Source organism: Sphingopyxis sp. (genome assembly GCF_036261875.1).
GTDB lineage: Bacteria > Pseudomonadota > Alphaproteobacteria > Sphingomonadales > Sphingomonadaceae > Sphingopyxis.
Window position 1 is genome coordinate 1 of sequence record NZ_DATAJZ010000003.1, and the last position, 23,575, is coordinate 23,575.

The window sequence follows — 23,575 nt, forward strand, 5'->3', positions numbered from 1 at the left end:
CGGTCGCGGGAACATTGTCGATGCGGATTGACGAACCATCGGGAAGGATGATGCGCTGCCAGACCACCAGCGCGCGGCTTTGGCCGAACGCGACGACGCTATCGTAACTGCCGACCAGCCGCGAGCCTTGCGGGATAAGCAGGCTTTGGCCGGTCACGCTGTCATAGACATTTTCCGTGACCTGCGCCGTCACCAGCCCCGGCAAATCGGAAATAAGCCCGGTGATGAGGCTCGCCGCGATGACGCTGCCCGCCTGCACGGTCCAGGGTGAGACGGGCGCGGTCAGCCTGTGCGGGTTTACGTCGCCGCCCGCGTTCGCTTTGCCGATCATTGCGTTCTTGCGCTGCTGTCCGTTCGGATCGTCTGCGGCCTGCGGCGACGCTGGCAACTCGGGCGTCTGTTCTGCCGTGACCGCGACCGGGCGAGCAGATGCGGTGTTGCCGGCGACTTGCAGCATGACGCCGGACTCGCGGGCCGCGCGCTGTTCGACCGCGATGCGCTGGCGTTCGGCTTCGGCCTCCTGCGCCGTGCGCCGCGCCGCCTCGTCCGCGGACTCGATCGGCGCCATCCCGATTTTGCGCTGATGGTCGAGGATCGGCTTGCCAAGGTCGCCGGGGAGCGGCGGCCCGAGTTGCGGCACGTCGCCATAGCTGACGGGAGCGCCCGCGAGTGCATCGGGCGGCGCCTTCGCGCCATGCAGCTTGTCGTCGGCGGGTGCGATGATGCCGATACTCGCAGGCTTCAACGCCAGCCATGTGACGCCGACAATCGCGGTCGATCCGACAGCGGCAATGGCGACGATCGCGCCGCGCCGAAAGCGGGTCACGCGACCCGGCGCGGCGCGAAGGGCGAGCGTTTCGGGGTCGGCCTTGGCCGGTGCGGTGCTGACGGGCGGGATAGCCGGGTCGATCATTTGCCTTTCCTCCGCTTCGGCTGCGCCGTCTCGATCCGCACGATCTGCTGCTTCTTGCCGCCAAGGCGCAACTCGGCCGCGCCGAACAGCCGATCGACGACATAGTAGCGGCCCGCGACCCGGTAGTTCACAAGTTGCGCCTCGCCGTCGTCCCCAATGACGAACAGCGGCGGCGCCTCGCCAACCGCAATGCTCGGCGAAAACTCGATAAAGGTCTGCCGCCCATCATCGAACGCGCGCAGCGGACGCCATGCAGGTTTGTCGCCGGAAATCGCATAGTGGAAATTGAGGCGATCGACCGCGAGGCCCGACGCGATCGGCGCGGCTGCTGCTGCCGCGTCCTGCTGGCGGCGCAGCGCGATCAGCTCGTCTTTCGGATAGGTCCACGACAGCGCCGCCATCGCGCCGGTCGATCGGCTTTCGAGTTCGATGTGATAGACGCGCCTGTCAGTCGTGATGACGAGATTCGAGCGAAGTCCTGCCGAATAGGGCTTCACGAAAATATGGGTGCGCTGCTCTGCGCCACTGCCGCTGGTCGTGTCGCCAACGGTCCAGCGCACGGTATCACCCGCGGCAACCGACGTGACCGCCTCGCCAGGCTGCAAAGCAATGTCGGTGATGCGCTCGGGGGCGGCATAGAGCCGATAGAGCGTCCCGTCGCTATAGGGATAGACCTGCACCGCGCCGACGAATCCGGCGTTCGACGGCTCGCGCAGCGCGGCCTTGTTGGCGGCGGCGACCTTTGCGGTCGGCTGGGCGGCGGCGGGAACGGCAAGCGCAAGGACGCTAACCGACAGGATGACGGCGCGGATCATGGTTCATTCCTTTCGGGGGTCTGCGGCGGTTCGGGGTCGATCGGCATATCGGCGGGCGGTTCCGGCGCGACCAATTCGTCCGGTCTCGGGAAGCGATCGAGCGGTTTCAGAACATCGGTGTCGAGTTCGCGGGACCAGTCGATCGCGTCGATATAAAGGCCGAGCGGGTTCTTGCGCAGCACCTCGGCCGAGCGTGGCGGCTGCACCTTCACGGTCAGCATCGCGGTCCAGCGCGAAGTGCCCGACAGGCTGCCGCGTTCATAAGCCTGCTCGGTCCATTTGACCTGAAAGCTACTATCCGATGCGCGGACCACGCTCGTCACCTGTACCGACACCGTGCGACGGCCTACATCCGCGAACGGATTATCGGCGCGGGCATATTCGCCAAGGAAGAGCGACGCGCGTTCGGTGGCGAAGTCGTATGCCGATAGCCAGTTCTCACGCATGAGCACCGGATCGAGCGAACGCGAGCGGACATTGACGATGAACTTGCCAAGGTGCCAGGCAATCTGCGGGTCGGTCGCCTGATACTCCATGTCTGCCGGCGCGACCGCCTGCGCCTCACCGAGAGTGTCGACCTCGACGACATAGGGCACAACATGGCTCTGCATCGACTGCCAGATCAGCGCGGACGACAGGCCCGCGGTGAGCAGCAGCCCACCGAACGCCATCAGCCGCCAATTCTTCGCCTGAACGCGGGCGGCGCCGATGCGCTCGTCCCATAGTTGTCCGGCGCGTTGATAGGGAGTTTCAGGTTCGGGCGTCTGCCCATAGCGCTGCACGGCTCGTTTGAATCTCATGACTTAATCCCTTTCCTTGATGTCCGGTGTGATCCCGGCGCCGCCACGATCGCCCGATTGAACGGCGTGGATCGCCATCTGACGGCGGTGACGGCTAGCCTGGGTGGCGTGGAGTTTTTGCGCCCATGCCGGCGGCGATGCGTCGCCACTTGCGGCGCTGGCGTTGGCGCTCGATGCACCGCTGGTTCCCGCGGCCCAGGCGGCTTGCTGACCGCGCGCGGCAGCAGCGCGAAGGCCGAGGGCATTGTGCATCCGGTTGGCGGCAGCCCCTTTGGCGGCGCTCGCCATGCCGCCGATACCGGCGCCGATGGTCGAGGTGCCGGACGTTTCCTGGCCCAGCTTGTAAGCCGTCGAAGCTGCGCTCCCCATCGCCGTTCCGGCGCGAAGCGCGCCGAGACCGGCGCCGGCAACGCCCCGCGTAGCGGCAACAGCGCCGGCTCCGCCCATCGCGAAGCCGCCTGCGGCCAATGCGGTTGTCGCGACGACGGAACCGGCGCCGAGCTGCGGGGCGCCCGCGACCAACCCGGACGCAATGCCGGGACCAAAGATAGCGAGGCCGAACAGGGCCAGGCTCGCGAGCATCAGCGATACCGCCTGCTCGATCGACACCTCCTCGCCGGCAATCGCGCCGGTGAAGTCGGCAAAATAGTTGGAACCGATACCGACGATGACCGCCAGCACCATGACCTTGATGCCCGAACTGACGACATTACCGAGCACCCGTTCGGCGAGAAATGAGGTGCGATTCCAGAGTGCGAAGGGAACCAGCACGAAGCCCGCGAGGCTGGTCAGCTTGAACTCCAATATCGTGATGAAAAGCTGGATCGCGAGAATGAAGAAGGCCGCGATGACGATGACCCATGCGATGACCAGCACCGCGATCTCGACGAAGTTGTCGAAGAAGTCGATCGGGCCGACGAGCTCTTTCGCTTGCACCAGGAGCGGAAAGGCCGCCTCGAAGCCGGTTCCCGCGAGCCGTCCCGGCATCAGCAAGTCCTGCGCGCCGATCGCGCTGCCGCCGGCGGTCAGGCCGAGCCCGGCGAAGCTGCGAAAGATGATGGCAGTCAGCAGCGGAAAGCTGTTCAGGATCAGCGCGAAGGCGCCGACATAGAGAATCTTCTTGAGGAACTTGCCGATGACGTCGTCCTCGCCGCCGAGCGCCCAGAACAGGCCGGCGAGCGTGATGTCGATGCCGATCAGGATGGTGGTCAGGAATCCGACATCACCGCCGAGCAGCCCGAAGCCGCTGTCGATATAGGCGATGAACGCCTGCATGAACTGGTCGATGACATTCAAATCCTGCACGCGCGGGACTCCTGAAAGGCAATGGATTGGGGTCGCGGGAACCGCTGACGCGAGAGGGGGGAGCCATGCGGTCCCCGCGACGGGACGGCGCTCGCCGGGGAGCTGGGGCGCAGCGCCGTCCCAAGCTCATTGGCGCGGGGTGTAAGCCTTGCCGTCGCCGAGGAAGCGGGTCGTCCGCGCGCGGGCCTCGCGCTCGCTCTGTCCGCGCCGCGCCGCTTCGAGCGATTGGCTGCGGAATTGCGCCGCCATCAGGTTTTGAAGCTGAAATTGCTGCTTGGTCGCGAGCGCAAGAAGCTGGTTGGTCGCCTGTTGCGCCTGCAAGCTGCCTTCGGCGCCCTGGCTCTTGGCGACGATCGCAGCGAGCGCCTGCGCGTCGTCGCGCACATTCTCGACGATGCCGCTTTGCACTTCCATCGTCTGCCGGAACGCGGCCATCTCATTGTCGAGCCGTTGTTTCGCGGCCGCGATGCGTTGGTCGCGCTTCATCACGTCGCCAACGCTGCTCGGGAACTGCCGCTTAAACTGCTCGCCCAGTTGATCGACGCGGAAGTCGATGCCCTGCGCCTGTCCCATCAGCCGGTCGATCTCGCCGAGAGTCTGGCGAAGCTGGTCGAGCTGCGGGAAGTCGATGCGGGAAAGGTTCTTGCCCTGATTGACGAGCATCTGAGCCTCGTTCTGGAGCGACTGGATTTGCTGATTGATCTGCTGGAGCGTGCGCGCGGCGGTGAGCAGGTTCTGCGAATAATTAGCCGGGTCGAATACGCTGATCTGGGCCGATGCCGGCGGGACCGGAATGGCGATGGCGGTCGCAAATGAGCCGATGGCACCGAGGCCGAGCAGGCCGGTGACGATGTGGTCATTGAGGGGAATGCGCATCACTTGTCTCCTTCTGGGGGGCTTGGGGGTGAGAAAATTCTGCGAGCAGGTCCGCGGCCCATTCGAGACCGGCGTCGGCGAGAAAGGCCCGCGCGAACGCGGTCGGGTCGCGCCACCCCAGATCGAGCGGGTCGATTTTCGAGCGGATCGCGTCGATGCGCTTCTGTGTGTCAGGACCGGACGCGCCGCACAGCGCGAGCGCGACCGGACCTAGCCCCAGCTCGAACAGCCGATTGCCGCGCGCCGATTGCAGATAATATTGCCGCTTCGGGATCGCCCGGCTGACCAGTTCGATTTGCCGCGCGTTGAGACCGAAGCGAACGTAAGCGGCCTGCGACTGCGGCTCGATGGCGCGGTCATTGGGAAGCAGAATGCGCTGCGGACAGGATTCGATGATTGCGGGCGCAATCGTCGAATCCGCAATGTCCGCGAGGCTCTGCGTCGCGAACACGACACTGACATTCTTCTTGCGGAGTACCTTGAGCCATTCGCGGATGCGCGCCGCGAACAAGGGATGGTCGAGGAACACCCAGGCTTCGTCGAGAATGAGCAGCGTCGGCCGCCCGGTGAACCTTTCTTCGAGCCGGTGAAACAGATAGGTCAGCACCGGGGCGACGACGCCCGCTTGCCCCATCAGCGCCTCGGTCTCGAAGCATTGCACATCGGCAATAGCCAGGTCGTCCTCGGCGGCGTCGAGCAGTCGCCCGAATGGTCCTTCGAGCGTATAAGGCGCGAGCGCAACACGCAGCGGCGCCGATTGCAGCAGCAGCGAGAGGCCGGTCAGCGTTCGTTCCTCAACCGGCGCGGTGGCAAGATTGGTCAGCGCCGACCAGACCGCTTCCTTGACCTCCGGCGTCACCACGATCATTTCATGGGCGAGCAAGGCGCCGATCCATTCGGCGGCCCATGCCCGTTCGTCGGCGCGATCGATATGGCGCAGGGGCTGGAAGGCGATGGGGTGGCCGCCCCCAATGCCGCCCGCCTCATCCTCGCTGCCGAGGCCGAGCGCATGATGCGCGCCGCCCATCGCCAGCACCGCGGCCCGTGCCGAAAAGCCCTTGTCGAAGATATAGACTTGGGAATCGGGGTAGCGTCGGAACTGCAAGGCGAGCAGCGCCAACAGCACCGATTTCCCCGCGCCGGTCGGGCCGACTACAGCCAAATGCCCGACGTCGCCGACATGGGTCGAGAGCCGGAACGGCGTCGATCCGCTCGTCTCCGCATAGAGAAGCGGTGGGCCGTCGAGGTGTGTGTTGCGCGCCGGTCCCGCCCAAACGCTCGACAGCGGCATCAGGTGGGCCAGATTGAGCGTGTGGACGATCGGTTGCCGGACGTTGGCGTAAACGTGACCGGGCAGCGAACTCAGCCACGCCTCCACAGCGTTGACGGATTCACGGATGCAGGTAAATCCCAGCCCGTTGACGATCCGCTCGATGGCGCGCACCTTTTCTTCGACGCGGGCGCGATCGGGATCGGCGACGGTGATCGTGGTCGTCAGATAACCGAAGTCGACATGATCGGCGCCGAGCGCCTGTAGCGCCAGGTCGGCATCGACGACCTTGTTGTCGGCGTCGGAATCGAGAAGCTGCGCCGGCTGATTATAGATGACCTCGCGCAGCATCGCCGTCACCGACTTGCGCTTGTTGAACCATTGGCGGCGCAGCTTCGTCAGCGCCTTGGTCGCGTCGGTCTTGTCGAGCGCGATGAAGCGCGTCACCCAGCGATAGCCGAAATCCTCGTGGTTCAGCGCGTCGAGGATTCCGGGGCGGCTGACATTCGGGAATCCGAATATGGTCAGCGTCCGCACATGCTCGTCGCCAAGCATCGGCTCCAACCCGCCGGTCAGCGGCGTGTCGATCAATATGGCATCGAGATACATCGGGGTTTCGGGAACCGCGACGGCATGGCGACGCGTCGAGATGGTGCCGTGGAGGAACGTCAGCGTCTCGGCGTCGGTCAGCGCCCGGACCTCGGGCATGAAGCCCGCGAACAGGTCCAGCGCGCGGTCGGTTTCAGCAATGAAGCTGGCGAGCGCCTGTCGCCAGTCGCGGCCTTTCACATCGTCGCTGCGTTCGACCAGCGCGCGGCCCGCCTTGTCGGCCTGATCGGGCGACGGCAGGAATGTCAGCGTTACATAATAGCGGCTCTCATAATGCGCGCCCGCGCTCTCGAACGCCGCGCGCCTCTCCTGATCGACCAGCCAGGACGCCGCATCGGGAAAGTCGCTGTCGGGATAGCCCAGCGCCTCGCGCCGTTCGGTCTCGAAGTGCAAAGCCCATCCCGACCCGAACCGCTTGAGGACATTGTTCGCCCGCGCGCAGGCGGCGACAAGTTCGGCCTCCGTCGCGCTTTCGAGGTCGGGGCCGCGAAAGCGCAAGGTGCGCTGAAAGCTGCCGTCCTTGTTCAGCACGACGCCGGGCGCGACGAGCGCGGCCCACGGCAGATGATCGGCGAGGCGGTCGGCGGTGCTGCGATATTCGCGAAGGTTCAGCATGTCAGATACCCCCGTTGGCGGAGGTGCCGAGCGAGGACGGGCGCAAAATCGGGGTCGCGCTTCGCCGCGAATACCGCGAGCGTGTGACCCGCCGCCCACATCACCAGCCCCGCAATCCATTGCTGCAAGCCGAGGCCAAGCGCGGCGGCGACGGTGCCATTGACGATTGCGATGGCGCGCGGCGCACCGCCGAGCAGGATGGGTTCGGCCAGCGCGCGGTGTATCGGCGCCTCGAAGCCTTCGATGTGTTGGCCCGCGCCGATCATGCGACGAGCGCCCCGCCGCCGAACGAGAAGAAGGACAGGAAAAAGCTCGACGCGGCGAACGCGATCGACAGCCCGAAAATGATCTGGATCAGCCGGCGGAAACCGCCCGCCGTCTCGCCGAATGCGAGGGTCAGGCCGGTCACGATAATGATGATCACCGCGACGATCTTGGCGACCGGGCCTTGGACGGACTCCAACACCTGTTGCAGCGGTTCCTCCCACGGCATCCCCGATCCGGCGGCCTGCGCGGTCGCGGCAATGGCGATGCCGAGCAATGCCGCAGCAGCGGCGGTTACGGCCTTGTTCGGTTGGCGGACGCGGGACAGGCGCATGTCATTCTCCTTCAAATGCGGTGGAATCGGAGGTGAGGTCGAGGACGGCGTAACCGCCCTGCGCGTCGAGGCCGCCGACGCGCGCGATCGTGTCCACGCGGCGCGCGAGGCCGCGCCCGGAAATGAACACGATCATGTCGATGGCCTCGGCGATCAGCCGCCGCGGAACGGTGACGACGCTCTCCTGCACGAGCTGTTCGAGCCGATAGAGCGCGGCGGTCGCGCTGTTCGCGTGGACGGTCGCGATGCCGCCCGGATGCCCGGTGTTCCATGCCTTGAGCATGTCGAGCGCTTCGCGGCCGCGCACTTCGCCGACGACGATGCGGTCGGGGCGAAGACGGAGCGTCGATCGCACAAGATCGGCCATCGTGACCGCGCCGGTTCCGCTCGGGCCGATCGCGCGGGTGCGAAGCGCGACCACATCGGACGTCGCGCATTGCAGCTCGCGCGTGTCCTCGATGAGGATAACGCGCTCGTCGAGGCCGGCCATTTCGGCAAGCAGCGCATTGGCGAGCGTCGTCTTGCCCGATGACGTGCCGCCCGCGACGAGGATATTCCGGCGCTCGACAACCGCCATCGACAAGAGCCGCGCCGTGTCGGCGGGCATGATGCCGTCCTTCACATAGTCGAGCAGCGTATAGATGCGCGCGGCGGGCTTTCGGATCGAGAAACAGGGCGCGAGACTGACCGGCGGCAAGACGCCTTCGAACCTTTCGCCCGCGCCTTCACCGTGTGGGGGCAACTCGGCCGAAATGATCGGGGCCGCCGCATGGGCTTCGGTGCGCGCATGGCTCGCGACCAGGCGAATGATGCGCTCGATCTGTGCCGGGTCATAGCGCGTGCCGGTGTCGGTCCGGCCTTCGCCCAATTTGTCGAGCCGCAACACCCCGTCGGGGTTCACCATGATCTCGATAACGGCGGGGTCGGACAGTGCCGCGGCGATGCCCGGGCCCATTGCGGTGCGGAGCATCGCACGGCGGCGCCCAAAGGAATTATTGGCGTCGGAAAGCGCCTCGGTCATGGCTGTGCCTCGATGATGTTCTGGGTGTCGAGTGTCCGCTTGCCACCCGCGATCTGGCGGCCAAGCTGGGCGATAAATCGCTCGAAACGCTGATTGCCGGTCGCGAGCGCGGCGGCGTCGGCTTCGGGAAGCGGCGCGGTGACGGTGAGCTGATAGCGCACGAACAGCGCCAGCGCCTCAAGCACCACCTCCATGTCGCGGCGGCCCGCGGCAATTTCGCGCGATATGCGGTCGAGCCGGACTTTGAGGAGGTCGTCGACCTCCTTGGTCGCGCGGCGAGCGAGCCAGTCGCGCAGCGCCTCGTTGACGATGCGCGACTTGTTGCCGCCGCGCCGGATCACCAGCGCGTCGAGCGCGTCGCTCAAGTCGCTATCGATATAGAGATTTTGCCGGACCTTCATCGCCTACAGCCCCGGCAACAGGTCTTGGGATTGCGATTGATTCATCGCATGGCCGCGGACCAGCGAAGCGCGAACGCGGTCCATGACACGCTTGTCGGCCGCCGCGTCGGAGTCGTCGCGTTCGAGGTCTGGCAGTTCGAGTTGCATCGCGGGTTCGGCCTGCGGCGGCGTTTCGTCGATCGAAGGATGCCGCTGCTGCTGCAACCCGCCGTCCTCGTCCGCGCCGCTGTCCTCGTCGGCCTTGCCGAGCCGGTTATCCGGCGCGCTGACCAGCCCGGTCCAGCCGTCGGGACGGCCCTGCGGGCGGTCGGGATAGTCGCCGATCGCAAGCGCGGGCGGCGGCACGAGCCGCGAGCGGAAATTGGCATCCTTGTAATATTGCAGCTTCTTCGCCCGGATCGGCGCCATGCCCGACACCAGCACCAGTTCATCAGCGGGCGGAAGCTGCATCACCTCGCCCTGCGTCAAAAGCGGGCGCGCCGTCTCCTGCCGGCTGACCATGACATGCGCGAGCCAGGGCGCGAGGCGATGGCCGGCATAGTTGCGCATCGCGCGCTGTTCGGTGGCGACCCCGAGCGCATTGGAAATGCGGCCGCCGGTCCGCTCGTCGTTGGTCGCGAAGGCAATGCGGACGTGGCAGTTGTCGAGAATGCTATTATGCTCGCCGTATGCCTTTTCGATTTGATTGAGCGACTGAGCGATTAGGAAAGCGCGGACGCCATAACCGGCCATGAAGGCAAGCGAACTCTCGAAGAAGTCCAGACGGCCGAGCGCCGGGAACTCATCGAGCATCATCAAAAGCTGATGCTTGCGCCCCTGCGTTGGGTCAGCGTCGAGCTTCTCGGTCAGCCGACGCCCGATTTGATTGAGAACGAGGCGAACGAGAGGCTTTGTCCGCGAAATATCCGACGGCGGAATGACCAGATAGAGCGAGGCAGGATGGTCGGCCTCGACCAGGTCGGCGATGCGCCAGTCGCAGCGCGATGTGACCGCCGCGACGGTCGGGTCGCGATAGAGACCAAGAAACGACATCGCGGTGGAGAGGACGCCGCTGCGCTCGTTCTCCGATTTGTTCAGAACCTCGCGCGCCGCCGATGCGACGACCGGGTGAACCTGCGGCGCCTCCTTGGTGCCGAGATGATTGGTGGTCATCATCCGGCGCAGCGTCGCGGTGAACGGGCGCTGGGGATCGGACAGAAAGGTCGCGACGCGCGCGAGTGTCTTTTCTTCCTCCGCATAAAGGATGTGGAGGATCGCGCCGACCAGCAGACTGTGGGAGGTTTTTTCCCAGTGATTTCGACGTTCGAGCGCGCCTTCGGGGTCGACCAAAATATCGGCGATATTCTGAACGTCGCGAACCTCGTTATCGCCGCGACGGACTTCCAGCAGGGGGTTATATTTGGCGGACCGAGGATCGGTCGGATTGAACAGCAGCACATGACTAAACTGCGCTCGCCAGCCTGCCGTAAGCTGCCAGTTCTCACCCTTGATGTCGTGGATGACCGCCGAACCGGTCCAGCTCAGCAGCGTCGGGATGACGAGCCCAACGCCCTTGCCGCTGCGCGTCGGGGCGAAAGCCATGACATGCTCGGGGCCATCATGGCGCAGATAGCGTCCGCGCTTGCGGCCGAGGAACACGCCCGCATCGTGGAACAGGCCGGCGCGGCCGATCTCTCGCGTGGTCGCCCAGCGGGCGGAGCCATAGGTGGTGACATGGCGCGATTGCCGCGCCCGCCAGAGCGATCCGGCGATGGCCGATGCGCAACCCAGAAACCCACTCGCCCCGGCGATCATCCCCGCGCGATCGAATATCTCCGGCGCGTAGGCGTCGTAGTGATACCACCATGGAAAGATGGACCACGGCCGATAGATCGGTGTATCGAACAGGACAAACCAGTCTGATCCAAGCTGCGGCTGATAGCCAAGCTGGGCCGCACACCATTGGGTAGCAGCCCACACGCCCGCGATGACGATCGCGAAAACGACAAGGATTTGGCCGATCAGCAGCTTGGTAGGGGTCACAAGAGTCTCCCGGCGGCACCGGGGGGCGCCTCCAGACCCCAAAATCAGCCCGACGGGAAAAATCGCATATTACCGTTATGGCGCGCGATAACGCAGCACGACGCAGCGAGGTTAAAACTCTCTTCGAAAACTCGCGATACTACGCTTGGTTTGCGCCTCAACCTCGATGGTGGGCGATGTGCAACATATCCCTGCAATTCGCCGCATATTTTTCGAGATCGAAGCCCAGGGACGAATACGGATTTACCCTGCTTTTCGATCTGAATTTGCAAATGCAGGGTATTTCCTTGAAAAATGCCGTTTTACCCTGCATATAATGAATATTAGAAAAAGCAGGGTAACATGAAAGCGGTCACTCCGTTCAGCGATGAGCAGGCGCGAAACCTGATCAACATTCGCCAGCAATATGAGGTATGGCGCGACGCCGAGCGCGCGCTCGCCGAAATGCCATATAACCTGCGCATCAAGGAGGTGTCCGGAAACGCTTATCTCTATGAACTCACCGATCGGGAGGGCAATATGAAGAGCCTCGGTCGGTTGAACGACGAGAAGCAGGCGCAATTCGATGCCTACAAGAGCGACAAGGAAGAGGTCAAAGCGCGCATAGCGTCCAGTCGAACAATGCTCGCCGAGCGTGCGCGTATCTATCGCTCGCTCCAATTACCGATGCTCGATCCGGAAGCAGGGAAAATCCTGCGCGAGGCCGATCGCCGTCACCTCCTCGGCAGCCACCTCATGGTGGTCGGCACGAACGCAATGCCCGCCTATCATATTGAGGCAGGCGGCGCGATCCGCGACGTTCCGGAGGAAACACTCGACTTTGATCTTGCATGGACGGCCGCGCCCCCTGCTGACGAGCTATCGTCGGTTTGGATGATGCTGAAGGCTGTCGACCGGACCTATACCGTCAACACCGAACGCCAATTTCAGGCACGCAACGCCAAGGCCTATGAAGTCGAGATCCTGGCCGCCCCCAGCACGATCGACGGGATGTTTCGCAAGGATCAGCCCAAGCCAATCCCTCTCCCCGAGCAAGAATGGCTTCTGCTGGGGCGACAGGTTGATCATGTCGTCATCGCTCGTGACAACGCGCCGGCGCGTATCGTGGCCCCCGACCCACGGTATTTCGCGTTGCACAAGCTCTGGATGGCTGAGAAGGCTGGTCGAAATCCGCTCAAGCGGCCGAAGGATGAGAAGCAGGGCATGCTGCTGCTCGACGCCGTTGCTGAGGCGATGCCTCACTATCCAATGGACAAGGCGTTTGTCTCCAGCCTGCCCGCCGCCCTTCTTCCACAACTCGATCGCTGGAAGGCTCAGTGGAAAGGAGAACCGGCATCGTCCTGGTAGCAATCGGTCTCCTTGAAAGGAAATATGCCAGGACGACGCGCCCATTCGTCGTCGCATCGCTATTCCGATGCGAGACCAGATTTCGCGATAGGTAATCAGAATGACTTCTTCGCGCCTCATGTTGGCCGCTCAGTCCGTGGTTGGCCGACACTGAAAGCAGTCGTCTGATTATGGACATGATGGGGAACCGGACGGATGGATGAACACGAACGCCGCGGCGAAGTTCGTGGCCACTAGTATCGCGGTGCGGATCGCGAACAGTTCGCGGGGGCGGATGTTCACTGGCAGCCCGCAAAGCGTAGTCGTTATCAGGCCGCCGCCGCCGAAATGGCGCCCGTAAATGCCGAACAGTGACTGCGCGGCGAGCAGGCGAACCGAAATGCCGGCGCCGGCGCGAGTTCGTTCCGATAGGCCCCCGCGCTCATGCCTGCGCCGGGGAAGGAGACGTTGGACGTGCGTGGCTCTGGGGCGGCCTGATCACTGTGGGCGTCGTGCTCATCGCGTTCCGGCCGGCCTGAGTGTGTCGCCGCCGGAGCGTCGGCCCCATTTTTCCTTATGGGGTGCGGATTCTGCGTTTCAGCGGCGTCAACAGCCCAATGTCGATTCCGCACGATCCCAATGTTAATGATGTCGAGTTGTTAATGGCGTGCGTCCAGGCACGAAAGGGCTATCGTTCGAGCATGATCAAGCGGTTCTGGGCCTCATCGACACTGTTGCTGCTCTTCCCGCTGGCGGCGTGCGCTCACTACGAGCCAAAGCCGCTCCTCGTCGATGCCGGTGCTGCGCCGTCGCTTCAGGCCCCGCTAACCGATATCCTGTCGCGCGACGCTACGACGATTGACCGGCCCTATCTGAAGCCCGTCGCGCTCGACCTTTCGGCGCCGCTCGACCCCAATGGCATCGCGATCCTCGCGGTGATCGCCAATCCCGATCTCAAGGCGCAGCGCGCGCGCGCCGGTGTCGGTGACGCGCAGGTCTTTGCCGCGGGACTGCTTCCCGACCCGACCTTCAGCTTCGGCGTCGACCATATTCTTTCGGGGCCGGACCCGCTCGACAATATCGCCGGCGCGCTGGGCTTCAGCCTGAATGCACTGCGCACGCAAAAGGTGCAGCGCGCGCAGGCCGTCGCCGAGGCACGGCAGGTGCGGCTCGACCTTGCCTGGGCCGAATGGCAGACGGCTTGCAACGCGCGGCTGCAGGCGGTGCGGGTTCTCTCGCTCGAGCAGGCGCTTGCCAATGCGGCGACCAGCGCCGACGCGAGCGAAGCGCTTCTCGGCCGCTATCTGAAGGCGGCGGGCCGCGGCGACATTTCGCCCGATCAGGTCCAGTCGTCGCGCATCGCCGCGCTCGATGCGCAGAGCAATTTCCGTAGCGCCCAGACCGGTCTCGCGGCCGCGCGATCCGAACTGCACCGCTTGCTCGGTCTGCCGCCCGACTATGCCCTGCGGCTCGCGCCGGTGCCGATGCCGGCCGGGGTGCCTGGGACCGATCGCCTCTTCGCTCTCGCTCTTGCCAATCGCAGCGATCTCGACGCGCTGCGTGCCGGCTATGATGCGCAGGAAGCTGCTGTCCGCCGCGCGATTCTCGATCAGTTCCCGAACCTTGATCTCACGATCAACGGCGCGCGCGATACGGGCGGCAACAAGCTGCTCGGCCCGTCGATCGGCTTCACGCTCCCGCTATGGAACCGCAATCGCGGGGGTATCGCGGTCGCCGAGGCCACGCGCGAAGCGCTCCATCAGGAATATGATGCGCGCCTCTTCCAGACCCGCGCCGATATCGCCGCCGCGGTGTCGGGGCTCGCGATCGCGCGCCAGCAATATGAGATCCTTCACGCTGGTATGCCTGCCATCGAAAACTTTGCGAAAGCGAGCCGCCGCGCAGCGCAGCGCGGCGACCTTGCGCTGGCGACCGCCGAGGTCGCCGAGCAAAGCCTTCGCGATCGGCAATTGCTCCTTCTCCAGTCGCAGCAGGCGATCGCCGAACAAACCATTGCGCTCGAACTGCTCGTCGGCGCCCCGCAGGAATCCTGGACCCTATGATCAGCCGGACGTCCCTCGCTCTGCCGCTCGTCTTCGCCTGTCTTCTGGGCGGCTGCCAATCCTCGACCGATACGGCCGCGACCGCCGATCCGGTCGCGACGATCGACGTTGCGGCCGTGACCACCGGCGATATCGACGAGAAGATCATGCTCTATGGCGCGGCCGAGGCCAATGGCGCGGGCAAATATACGCTCTCGGCTCCGATGGAGGCGATCGTTCAGGCCGTCGATGCGCCGGTAGGAAGCCACGTGACGCGCGGCCAGATATTGGTACGGCTGAGCCCAAGCCCGACCGCGCGGCTCGATCTCGCCACCGCCTCGGCCAATGCCAATGCCGCAAATCTGGCGCACGCCCGGGCGCGGCGCCTTCGCGCCGACGGGTTGGTGAGCGATGCCGAGGTCGAAACCGCACGTGCCGCGAAACAGGCCGCCGACGCATCGCGCGCGAGCCTCGCCACCCGCAACGGGGCACTGGTGCTTCGTGCACCGGCAAGCGGCACGGTCGAGGTGATCGGAGCAAGCGCGGGCGAACTCGTCGCGGCCGGTACGACGATCGTATCGCTGGTCAAGGAAGGCGACTTGCGCGCGCGCTTCGGCGTCGATCCCGCGATCGCGCGGCGCATTCCCAAGGGGAGCTATGTTGAGGTTACCGCGGCTGGCAGCAAGCGGGCCTTCAACGTCCCTGTGCTGTCGGTCGACAGCGTGGTAGACTCGGTGACGAAGCTGGCGTCGGTCTATGTCCAGATACCGAATGAGCGCGGCGTCGGTGCGGGCGAAAGCCTGACCGGGCGCGTGTTGCTCGCCAATATCTCGGGCGGCATCACCATTCCCTATGCGGCGCTGCTCGATGACGGGGGGCAGCCCTTCGTCTTCGTCATCGCGAACACTATCGCCAAGCGACGCGATATCGTCGTCGGGCCGCGCACCGGCGACCGGATCAGCGTCACCTCCGGGCTGAAGGCCGGCGAACGCGTCGCGACGGCTGGCGTAACCGCGCTTGAGGACGGGATGAAGACCCGCATCCAGGGCGCGAAGAAGTGACCGACGTCATCAGCAAGCATGCGCGGTCGATCTGGCTCGCGGTGATCCTGCTCGCGCTCGCGGGGGTGGTATCGGCGACGCGCGTGCCGGTCGGGCTGTTCCCGAACATCGATTATCCGCGCGTCGTCGTGTCGGTCGACGCCGGCGACCGCGACGCCGCGCAGATGGAAGCCGAGATCACCCGCCCGATCGAAATCGGGCTCCGCGCGGTGCCTGGCGTGACCAATGTCCGCTCGGTCACGAGTCGCGGGAGCGCCGAGGTTGCGCTCAATTTCCAGTGGGGCGACGATATGGTGGCGGCCGCCCAGTCGACGCAGGGCGCGCTCGCGACGTTGCTGCCGACCTTGCCGCCGGGCACTAGCTTCAACGTTCGCCGCTCGGACCCGACGATCTTCCCGGTCACCGGCTTCGCCTTGACCTCGGACAGCCTCAGCCCCGAGGCGCTTCGTGCGATCGCCGATCTCAAGATATTGCCTGCCTTGACTTCGGTCGAGGGCGTCGCCGGCGTCGACATATTGGGAAGCAGTCCGCGCGAATTCGCGGTCGATGTCGATCCCGCTCGGCTGCAATCGCTCGGGATCAGCCTCACCGATGTCGTCACCGCGCTCGGCAAGGCCAATATGGTCCGTGGGCTCGGCAAGATCGAGGATCGCCACCGTCTCTATCTGGTGCTGATCGAGAACCGCGTCGCCAATGCGGACGATCTTGGCGCGATCCCGGTCAAGGCCGCCGCAGGCGGGGCAGGGGTCGTCACGCTCGGGCAGATCGCGACGATCTCGCCCTCGACGGCCCCGGCGTTCAACCGCGTAACCTCCAACGGCAAGCAGGCTGTCCTCGTCAACGTCCGCCAGGCGCTGAAGGGCGATACGGTGGCGATCGTCAAAGCGGTCGATGCGCGGATCGCCGAACTGCATCTGCCGCCATCGGTCAAGGTCACCACCTTCTACGATCAGTCCGAACTGGTCGTCGGCGCGGCAAATGCCGTGCGCGACGCGATCCTGATGGGCGCGCTGCTCGCCGGGATCGTGCTTTTCGTCTTCCTGCGATCGGGGCGGCTGATGGTCATCACCGGCCTGATGCTGCCCGCGGTGCTCGCCGCCACCTGCCTACTGCTCTTCGCGTTCGGCATGAGCTTCAACATGATGACGCTTGGCGGCATGGCTGCGGCGGTCGGGCTCGTGGTCGACGATGCGGTGGTGATGCTCGAACATATGATGCGGCGGATGCAGGAGCAGCGGTTGGCCGAACCCGGGTCGCTGCTCTCCGCCGCAGCCGAAATGGGCATGCCGCTGCTCGGCTCGACCACCGCAACGATCGTCGTCTTCCTTCCGCTCGCCTTCATCAGCGGGGTGACCGGCGGCTTCTTCAAGGCGCTTGCGATTACGATGGTCGCGGCGCTGGTCATTTCCCTGCTCTTCGCGCGCTTCGTCATCCCCCTCGTCGCAGCCTATTGGCTCCGCGAGAAGGACGCCGAGTCCGCCGATCGCGCCAACAAGATCCTCGATCCGCTGCTCGATCGCTACGGTCGCGCCAGCACGCGCGCGTTCGGGCGGCCGGCCTTGTTCGCGGTCGTGGTCGCGGCGCTGCTGGCGGTCAGCGGTTATATGGCGTGGCGTAACGTGCCCTCGGGCTTCATGCCCAAGATGGACGAAGGCGGGTTCGTCATCGACTATAAGGCGCAGTCGGGCGCATCGCTCGAAGATACCGACGCGCTGCTGCAACGCGTCGAGACGATCATTCGCGCGACGCCCGAGGTCGCCAGCTATTCGCGGCGGACCGGACTTCAGCTCGGCGGTGGCCTGACCGAGGCGGACGAGGGCGATTATTTCATTCGCCTCAAGGGCGGCTCGCGGCGGAATATCGAAGCGGTGATGACCGATATGCGCGAGAAGATCGCGGCTCAAGTGCCAGGTCTCGAAGTCGAACTGATCCAGCTCATGGAGGATCTCATCGGCGACCTGACTGCGGTGCCGCAGCCGATCGAAGTCAAATTGTTCGGCGACGATCCGGCAGCGCTCGAAACCGCGGCGAAGGCTATCGGCGATCGTATCGGTAAGATTTCGGGCGTGGTCGAGGTCATCGACGGCCTGCGCGTCGCGGGCGACGCGATCAGCATCGCGGTCGATCCGGGCGCCGCGGCCCAATATGGCCTCGACCCCAACAGCATCGCTTCGCAGCTCGAAACTGCCGTGGGCGGCACCCCGGCGACGCAGGTCCGCATCGGCGCGCAGCTCATTGGCGTGCGCGTGCGCGCGCCGCAGGATTTACGCAGCGACGTCGCGCAAATCGAAAACCTGCCGCTGGTTGCGCCCGACGGGAGCAGCATCCGGCTTGCGGCGGTCGCGACCGTGTCGACGCAGGGCGGCCAAAAGCAGCTCACGCGCGAGAATTTGGCGCCTTATATTGCCGTGACCGCGCGGCTGGAGGGGCGCGATCTCGGCTCGGCGATGACCGAGATCAAGAGCGCGGTCGGACGGCTCAAGCTGCCCGCCTCGGTCCGCGTCGACTATGGCGGGCTTTATGCCGAGCAGCAAAAGAGCTTCGCCGATCTCTCGCTGGTATTCGGCGCCGCCTTGCTGCTCAGCGCCTTGCTCATCACCCTGTTGTTCGAGCGCGCCGGCTGGACGGTCGCGGCGATTGCCACGGTGCTACTCACTGCGGCAGCCGTGATGATCGGCCTGTGGATCATGGGAATCGAGCTCAATATTTCGGCGCTCATGGGGCTCACCATGGTCGTCGGCATGGTCGCCGAGCTCGTCATCTTTTTCCTCGCAGAAATCGACCGCGACAGCCCCATGACGGCTGCGACGTTGCTGGAGGCCGGCAAGAAGAGGCTACGTCCGATCCTGATGTCGGCCCTCATCGCAGTCCTGACACTCGCGCCGCTCGCGCTGGGGATCAGCCGGGGCGCCGGCCTTCAGCAGCCGCTGGCGACCGCGATCATCTTCGGCCTGATCGCCGCCGTGCCGCTGGTGCTCTTCTTTCTTCCCGCGGTGCTGCTGGCGCTCACGCGGCGCGAATCCGCACCAGCCGCCTGAGGCGCACCCTCCGCCGCGTCAGCCGTTCGAGCGATGCCGCAGGGAATGCGCGGTGAGCGCCTGAGTCAGGCGATAGGTCACCCCATAGCCGACATGATCGGAGAGCATCGTGCCGTCGCGCTCACGGCCGAACGGCACCGCCATCGCAATCGCTTGGATCGAGGCGCGATAGCCCGGTGAGAAGAATTGCCAGTCGCGCCCTCTCTGGAACACCGTCGCGACGATCGAGGGCACGGCGCGTCCGCATGGTTCGCCGGGCTTGAGGCAATGCTGGAGCGCATTGTCGATCGGCAGCCGGCGTTTGGTGGTCCAGTTGGCCGCGCTGTGAGCTGTGAGAAAGCTCCGTCGCTCGGCCGAGCTCGCGTTGAAATCGCCCGCCAGAATGACCGGCAGGTCGGGGTTGCGGTATCGCGTCAAGAAATCGTCGATTATTTCGACTTGTCGCCGATAGGCATAAAGCGAGCGCTCCTGGCTGACGCCGGAGGCTTTCTTGCTGTTCATATGCGTGGTGACCACGGTCACCGGCGTCGCACTTCCGGGAACGGCAATGGTCACCATCAATATGCCCTTGTTGGCGAGGCAGTCATACCCGGCGCAGGCAAAGGCGGGAAAGGCCTCGCGGCGCACCGAGAGGATGGGATAGTCCGACGCAAGCATGAGCCCTGAAGAGACTTGCTTGCCCGACCGCTCGCCCTTGAAAAAGCTGGCGCCGTCGATGAAGGGGCGATCGCCCAGTCGCGGCTGGACCGGGCTCGGAAGATCGCGAGACGGACCTTCGACGACATAACGATAGCCGCTGCGTCTGGCGATCGCCTTGGCTGGCGCAGTGAAGGCTTCCTGCAGGATGACCACATGCGGTTGCGCGCCGCGTGCCCGCATTGCGAGAAGGCGCTCCTCGATGCGCGCGAAGTCGACCGCGCGGTCGGAGGTTATAGGCCAGGGCAGGCCTTTCACATTATAGGCCATGATCGAGAGCCCGGCGGTGACGGGCTGCGGGGACGTGTACGGCTGCGCAGCGGAAGCGGCTGGCGGGACCGTCGCGACAAACAGCATCGGCGCCATCGCGATCAGCATAGTCACGCCTGCCACCTTCTTGCTCATCCGCGTTGCTCCTTCCGGTTCGAGATCGGCTGAATGACGCCGCGGAGCCGCGCGATCCGCACTTCCCCGTGTCAGGTGTGGAAACGCGAGGCCCATGGCGTCTGACCCTTCAGGCATCTGGCTGGCAGGTGCCCCGCGAACTCGGGGGATATGGAATGAGGGCTTTAGCGATCCGTGCCGCAGCGGTTGCAGCCATGCTCGATCCATGCGCCCTGATGGCGCAGGAGGCAGCGCCGAATATTGCTGTCACGCATAGCGCGCCCGTACATTACGGGCGAACATCGATGCGGTCACCGGTTGCGGCCTTTTCGGCCGATCATATCCCGGCAGCTCCTTCTCCCATCATCATGCTGAACGGCGACGTCGCGATGCTCGGCACCATCAGGAGCCAATCGGGCGGCCGCGAATGGGACGGCGGAGCCTTTCATCTGGCCGCCATGCGCGGACGGTCGGAGTCCGCGCGAATGGCCGGGCAAAGTTTCGAGTATCAGCGCTTCGCGATGATGGCGATCGGTGCCGACCTGTCCCGGGATATCTCGGATCGCGACACGCTGACGCTCGCAGGCACCTATGTCGCCCAGCGGTGGCATCCGGCGTTCATCGTCGGCCCGCACCGCTATTATCGTACCGACGAGCGCGCCGTCGCCCTGCACTGGACCCGCGATGATCGCCTCGATCTGGCGGGCACGCTGTTCGACACCGGTCCTGCGAACAGGCGGACGGCCGTCGAGCGCATCACCGACCTTGCCGGCGGCGCGCCTCGCGAGGTTCGCGGCTGGGGGCTGACGGCCAGTCTATATCCCGCAGGGGAGCCCGGACGCCTGTCGGTGGGCATCGATTTTCGCGATCAGCAAGATCGCGACATCCAGCGCCAGGACGCGCGCGTCCAGATCTTTCTGAGGCAGAAATTCTGACCATGACCCATGCCGAGCATATCGCGATCATCCTCCATGATTTCTCGACCGGAGGCAGCGAACGCATCGCCATTCGCCTCGCCAATCGCTGGGCGGAACTGGGGCGGCGGGTGACGATCATTTGCGGAACGCAGACGGGCGCGGCACGCGCGCTCGTCGGCCCCGGCGTCGCGGTCAGGACCTGCTCGCCCGAAACATTGCGCAGCCCCTGGTCGCGCATGCAACTCGGGTGGCGGATGGCGCGGATCGTGCGGGCCGAGGCGCCCGATATCATCTTTTCGCCGGGCAATTTTCACCTCATCATCCTCGCCTTCCTCGCGCGCCGACGCTTCGCCAAGCGGCCAATTTTCGTCAACAAGCTCAGCAACCCGATCCGCCGGGCAGGGATTCGCCACCACATATGCGGGCTCGCCGATGCGGCGATCCGGCTCGCCGCCGCGCCGATCGACATGCTGGTCGCGATGTCGCCTTCGTTGCTTGACGAAGCGCGGTCGGTATTTCCGGGCCATGCCGTGATTGAAATCGCCGAGCCCATCCTCGAGGACGATGCCGCCGCCCCGCACAGCCGTGCCGGCCTCGAACCCGCGCCGCTCATCCTCTGCGCCGCGCGGCTCGCGCCGCAGAAGGATCTGATCACCGCCCTCCGTGCCTTCGCCGAACTCCCTTCGGCGCTGAGGGCACGGTTGTTGATCCTGGGCGAAGGGCCGCTGCGCGGACGGCTCGATCGCGAAGCCGAAAGGCTGGGTGTCGCGGCGCGCGTCGAGATGCCGGGCCATGTTCCCGATATCGCGCCCTATCTTGCGCAGGCGGACCTCTATCTGATGAGCTCGCATTATGAAGGCTATCCCGCGGTCCTCGTCGAAGCGATCGCGGCGGGGGTCCCGATCGTGACCACCGATTGTTCGCTCGCCTTGCCCGAAATCTTCCCGTCGCCCGAACTGGGGGCGATCGTTCGCCAGCGGCAACCCGAAGCCATCGCCGGGGCGATCGTCGCGCAGCTCCGCCGGTCGCCTCCTGCACCAAATGCAGCGCGCAAGATCACGGATCGCCACAGGCTTGGTGCCTCGGCGGCCGAATATCTGGCGCTCTTTGACCGGCTGGCTCGATGACCGCGCGCCGCCTGCTGGCCTCGATCCATGATGTCACGCCGGTTCATGCCGAGCGTCTGGACCGCCTCGTTCCGATCGTCGAAGCGGCCGTGGGTCCGGGACGCTACGCCCTCCTTGTCGTTCCCGATTTTCATCGGCAGGGCCTGTTGACGGACGATCCGAAGTTCGCCCGCCGCCTGCGCGGCTGGGCCGACGCGGGCTGCGAAATATTCCTGCATGGTTTCACTCACATCGACGAGAGCCGCCATGCAGGCGCGGCCACCCGCTGGAAGGCTTCGCGCATGACGGCCGGCGAGGGTGAATTCCTCGGCCTCTCGACGCGCGAGGCCGAAGCGCGAATAGGGGAAGGCCGCGATATGATCGAACAGGTGATCGGCCGGCCGATCGACGGGTTTGTCGCGCCTGCGTGGCTCTATGGAGAGGATAGTCTCGCCGCGCTCGCGGCGCAGGATATACGCTTGATCGAAGATCATTTTCGCGTCTGGAATCCCCAGAATTTCGCGGTTTTCGCGCGCGGGCCGGTCGTGACCTACGCGAGCCGGTCGCGCCTGCGCATCGCGAGCTCGATCCTGTGGTCGCGCCTCGCAACGACGCTGCTCGCACGTGCATCGACGGTCCGTCTCGCGGTCCATCCGCACGACGTCGATTCGCCGCGGTTGATGCGCGAGATTATTCGCGCGCTCGGTGCTTTTACGCGGTCGCACCAGCCGGCCGCCTACGCAGACCTGGCATCCGGCCGATTTTTCTGAATCGCTGGTGCGGATTTACCGGGGGCTTGGCGTCAGTCCCTCAGTGACCCCTGCCAAAAGGTGATCGATGGCTTCTCAAGCATTGGGTGCAACGCCAAATAGATGGGCAGAGCGCCTTCGTCCTCTCCTCCAAGAGCAACATCCCTGGCAAAAATATCTTTCTCTCGGCCTGTCGCTCGCGCTCCTTGCCGCGCTCGGCTCGAAGCTTTCGAGCATCGGCTTGGCCGGACTCGTGCGGGGTGTCCCCGCGTCGCCGGTCTTCTGGATTGCCTTTGCTGCTTATTATTTCGCGCTGCCGGCCTCCGAATGGCTGATATTCCGGCGCCTGTGGAACATTCCGCGCACCGGTTTCGCTGCGCTGCTGCGCAAGCTCGTCAGCAACGAGATATTGTTCGGCTATAGCGGTGAGGCCTATTTCTACGGCTGGGCGCGGCGCCATGCAAAGATGGCGGCGGCGCCTTTCGGCGCGATCAAGGATGTCAGCATCCTGTCGGCGGTCGCCGGCAATCTAATGACCCTGGCGATGCTCGCGCTTGCCTGGCCGGTCATCGGAGAGGTGGCCCCCGAATTCCATGGCCACACCGTTGCGCTGTCGGCGGCGGTCATCATGGGGCTCTCGCTCGCCCTGCTCGCCTTCAGCCACCGCATCTTCTCGCTATCCCGCTCCGACCTGAAGATGATCTTTGGCGTCCATGCCGGCCGGCTGCTGCTGACCACCTTGCTCTCGGGCGTGATGTGGCACAGCGCCTTGCCGGCCGTGCCCATGGGCTCGTTGCTCCTCCTCGCCACACTGCAACTGCTCGTAACGCGCCTGCCTTTCGTGCCAAACAAGGATATTGTTTTCGCCAGCGTTGCGCTCTTCCTGATCGGGCACGACGGCGCGATCGGGCCGCTGATCGCAATGATCGCCGGATTGATCCTGCTCGTGCACCTTCTTCTCGGCGCCGTTTTGACGCTCTCGGAACTTGCGAAGGCGCATCGGTCGTGAAA

The 23,575-nt window shown here is 65.0% G+C and carries 20 protein-coding genes; 8 read left to right on the top strand and 12 right to left on the bottom strand.

The window, feature by feature from the left end:
* From VHO04_RS00370 to VHO04_RS00420, 11 genes are all read right to left on the bottom strand, one after another.
* Positions 1 to 913 (bottom strand): TrbI/VirB10 family protein (locus VHO04_RS00370; protein WP_329626521.1); only part of this gene is annotated, 913 nt, incomplete at its 3' end.
* Positions 910 to 1,728 (bottom strand): P-type conjugative transfer protein TrbG, encoded by an 819-nt coding sequence (gene trbG / locus VHO04_RS00375; protein WP_067105497.1) that lies wholly within the window; start codon positions 1,726 to 1,728, stop codon positions 910 to 912. The genes VHO04_RS00370 and trbG, both read right to left, overlap by 4 nt.
* Entirely contained in the window at positions 1,725 to 2,528 is an 804-nt protein-coding gene (trbF, locus tag VHO04_RS00380; protein ID WP_329626522.1) for a conjugal transfer protein TrbF, read from the bottom strand. Before trbF ends, trbG begins: the two co-directional genes overlap by 4 nt.
* A 3-nt stretch (positions 2,529 to 2,531) precedes the next feature.
* Positions 2,532 to 3,833, bottom strand: coding sequence for a P-type conjugative transfer protein TrbL (gene trbL / locus VHO04_RS00385; protein ID WP_329626523.1), 1,302 nt, complete (start codon positions 3,831 to 3,833; stop codon positions 2,532 to 2,534).
* Positions 3,834 to 3,959: 126 nt separating this feature from the next.
* On the bottom strand, positions 3,960 to 4,709 hold the full coding sequence (gene trbJ / locus VHO04_RS00390; protein WP_329626524.1) for a P-type conjugative transfer protein TrbJ: 750 nt from the start codon (positions 4,707 to 4,709) through the stop codon (positions 3,960 to 3,962).
* Entirely contained in the window at positions 4,690 to 7,203 is a 2,514-nt protein-coding gene (gene trbE, locus VHO04_RS00395; RefSeq protein WP_329626525.1) for a conjugal transfer protein TrbE, read from the bottom strand. The genes trbJ and trbE overlap by 20 nt, the downstream gene beginning before the upstream one ends.
* A complete protein-coding gene (locus VHO04_RS00400; protein ID WP_329626526.1) occupies positions 7,197 to 7,469 on the bottom strand; it encodes a VirB3 family type IV secretion system protein in 273 nt (90 codons plus the stop codon). The genes trbE and VHO04_RS00400 overlap by 7 nt, the downstream gene beginning before the upstream one ends.
* Positions 7,466 to 7,801: a TrbC/VirB2 family protein gene (locus VHO04_RS00405; RefSeq protein WP_329626527.1), complete on the bottom strand. Its 336-nt coding sequence runs from the start codon at positions 7,799 to 7,801 to the stop codon at positions 7,466 to 7,468. The genes VHO04_RS00400 and VHO04_RS00405 overlap by 4 nt, the downstream gene beginning before the upstream one ends.
* A gap of 1 nt (position 7,802) precedes the next feature.
* Positions 7,803 to 8,822, bottom strand: a complete 1,020-nt coding sequence (gene trbB / locus VHO04_RS00410; protein ID WP_329626528.1) for a P-type conjugative transfer ATPase TrbB — start codon at positions 8,820 to 8,822, stop codon at positions 7,803 to 7,805.
* Positions 8,819 to 9,223 (bottom strand): ribbon-helix-helix protein, CopG family, encoded by a 405-nt coding sequence (locus VHO04_RS00415; RefSeq protein WP_329626529.1) that lies wholly within the window; start codon positions 9,221 to 9,223, stop codon positions 8,819 to 8,821. The genes trbB and VHO04_RS00415 overlap by 4 nt, the downstream gene beginning before the upstream one ends.
* A gap of 3 nt (positions 9,224 to 9,226) precedes the next feature.
* Positions 9,227 to 11,245, bottom strand: a complete 2,019-nt coding sequence (locus VHO04_RS00420; protein WP_329626530.1) for a conjugal transfer protein TraG — start codon at positions 11,243 to 11,245, stop codon at positions 9,227 to 9,229.
* Positions 11,246 to 11,587: 342 nt separating this feature from the next.
* Here VHO04_RS00420 and VHO04_RS00425 point away from each other — a divergent pair, with 342 nt between their 5' ends.
* The 4 genes from VHO04_RS00425 to VHO04_RS00440 all read left to right on the top strand — a co-directional run bounded on the left by VHO04_RS00425 (position 11,588) and on the right by VHO04_RS00440 (position 18,712).
* Positions 11,588 to 12,592, top strand: a complete 1,005-nt coding sequence (locus VHO04_RS00425; RefSeq protein ID WP_329626531.1) for a GSU2403 family nucleotidyltransferase fold protein — start codon at positions 11,588 to 11,590, stop codon at positions 12,590 to 12,592.
* 680 nt (positions 12,593 to 13,272) lie between these two features.
* On the top strand, positions 13,273 to 14,634 hold the full coding sequence (locus VHO04_RS00430) for a TolC family protein (RefSeq protein ID WP_257549201.1): 1,362 nt from the start codon (positions 13,273 to 13,275) through the stop codon (positions 14,632 to 14,634).
* Positions 14,631 to 15,674 (top strand): efflux RND transporter periplasmic adaptor subunit, encoded by a 1,044-nt coding sequence (locus tag VHO04_RS00435; RefSeq protein WP_329626532.1) that lies wholly within the window; start codon positions 14,631 to 14,633, stop codon positions 15,672 to 15,674. The genes VHO04_RS00430 and VHO04_RS00435 overlap by 4 nt, the downstream gene beginning before the upstream one ends.
* The gene (locus VHO04_RS00440; protein WP_329626533.1) at positions 15,671 to 18,712 is read left to right on the top strand and encodes an efflux RND transporter permease subunit; all 3,042 of its coding nucleotides are present in this window, start codon (positions 15,671 to 15,673) and stop codon (positions 18,710 to 18,712) included. The genes VHO04_RS00435 and VHO04_RS00440 overlap by 4 nt, the downstream gene beginning before the upstream one ends.
* An 18-nt stretch (positions 18,713 to 18,730) precedes the next feature.
* On the opposite strand, the gene VHO04_RS00445 is transcribed toward VHO04_RS00440, so the two are convergent.
* The gene (locus VHO04_RS00445) at positions 18,731 to 19,813 is read right to left on the bottom strand and encodes an endonuclease/exonuclease/phosphatase family protein (RefSeq protein WP_257549207.1); all 1,083 of its coding nucleotides are present in this window, start codon (positions 19,811 to 19,813) and stop codon (positions 18,731 to 18,733) included.
* A 284-nt stretch (positions 19,814 to 20,097) separates the two neighbouring features.
* Between VHO04_RS00445 and VHO04_RS00450 the strand changes: the two genes are divergently transcribed.
* The 4 genes from VHO04_RS00450 to VHO04_RS00465 all read left to right on the top strand — a co-directional run bounded on the left by VHO04_RS00450 (position 20,098) and on the right by VHO04_RS00465 (position 23,573).
* The gene (locus tag VHO04_RS00450) at positions 20,098 to 20,727 is read left to right on the top strand and encodes a hypothetical protein (protein WP_257549209.1); all 630 of its coding nucleotides are present in this window, start codon (positions 20,098 to 20,100) and stop codon (positions 20,725 to 20,727) included.
* 2 nt (positions 20,728 to 20,729) lie between these two features.
* Positions 20,730 to 21,836: a glycosyltransferase gene (locus VHO04_RS00455; protein ID WP_329626534.1), complete on the top strand. Its 1,107-nt coding sequence runs from the start codon at positions 20,730 to 20,732 to the stop codon at positions 21,834 to 21,836.
* The gene (locus tag VHO04_RS00460; protein ID WP_329626535.1) at positions 21,833 to 22,585 is read left to right on the top strand and encodes a polysaccharide deacetylase family protein; all 753 of its coding nucleotides are present in this window, start codon (positions 21,833 to 21,835) and stop codon (positions 22,583 to 22,585) included. Before VHO04_RS00455 ends, VHO04_RS00460 begins: the two co-directional genes overlap by 4 nt.
* A 67-nt stretch (positions 22,586 to 22,652) precedes the next feature.
* Positions 22,653 to 23,573, top strand: a complete 921-nt coding sequence (locus VHO04_RS00465) for a hypothetical protein (protein ID WP_329626536.1) — start codon at positions 22,653 to 22,655, stop codon at positions 23,571 to 23,573.
* The last annotated feature ends 2 nt before the right edge of the window (positions 23,574 to 23,575 follow it).

Excerpts from the sequence above, each read along its gene's own strand:
- trbG (WP_067105497.1), bottom strand. The coding sequence starts at position 1,728 with ATGATCCGCGCCGTCATCCTGTCGGTTAGCGTCCTTGCGCTTGCCGTT.
- trbF (WP_329626522.1), bottom strand. The coding sequence starts at position 2,528 with ATGAGATTCAAACGAGCCGTGCAGCGCTATGGGCAGACGCCCGAACCT.
- trbJ (WP_329626524.1), bottom strand. The coding sequence starts at position 4,709 with ATGCGCATTCCCCTCAATGACCACATCGTCACCGGCCTGCTCGGCCTC.
- trbE (WP_329626525.1), bottom strand. The coding sequence starts at position 7,203 with ATGCTGAACCTTCGCGAATATCGCAGCACCGCCGACCGCCTCGCCGAT.
- VHO04_RS00400 (WP_329626526.1), bottom strand. The coding sequence starts at position 7,469 with ATGATCGGCGCGGGCCAACACATCGAAGGCTTCGAGGCGCCGATACAC.
- VHO04_RS00405 (WP_329626527.1), bottom strand. The coding sequence starts at position 7,801 with ATGCGCCTGTCCCGCGTCCGCCAACCGAACAAGGCCGTAACCGCCGCT.
- trbB (WP_329626528.1), bottom strand. The coding sequence starts at position 8,822 with ATGACCGAGGCGCTTTCCGACGCCAATAATTCCTTTGGGCGCCGCCGT.
- VHO04_RS00415 (WP_329626529.1), bottom strand. The coding sequence starts at position 9,223 with ATGAAGGTCCGGCAAAATCTCTATATCGATAGCGACTTGAGCGACGCG.
- VHO04_RS00425 (WP_329626531.1), top strand. The coding sequence starts at position 11,588 with ATGAAAGCGGTCACTCCGTTCAGCGATGAGCAGGCGCGAAACCTGATC.
- VHO04_RS00430 (WP_257549201.1), top strand. The coding sequence starts at position 13,273 with ATGATCAAGCGGTTCTGGGCCTCATCGACACTGTTGCTGCTCTTCCCG.
- VHO04_RS00435 (WP_329626532.1), top strand. The coding sequence starts at position 14,631 with ATGATCAGCCGGACGTCCCTCGCTCTGCCGCTCGTCTTCGCCTGTCTT.
- VHO04_RS00445 (WP_257549207.1), bottom strand. The coding sequence starts at position 19,813 with ATGAGCAAGAAGGTGGCAGGCGTGACTATGCTGATCGCGATGGCGCCG.
- VHO04_RS00450 (WP_257549209.1), top strand. The coding sequence starts at position 20,098 with ATGCGGTCACCGGTTGCGGCCTTTTCGGCCGATCATATCCCGGCAGCT.
- VHO04_RS00455 (WP_329626534.1), top strand. The coding sequence starts at position 20,730 with ATGACCCATGCCGAGCATATCGCGATCATCCTCCATGATTTCTCGACC.
- VHO04_RS00460 (WP_329626535.1), top strand. The coding sequence starts at position 21,833 with ATGACCGCGCGCCGCCTGCTGGCCTCGATCCATGATGTCACGCCGGTT.
- VHO04_RS00465 (WP_329626536.1), top strand. The coding sequence starts at position 22,653 with ATGGCTTCTCAAGCATTGGGTGCAACGCCAAATAGATGGGCAGAGCGC.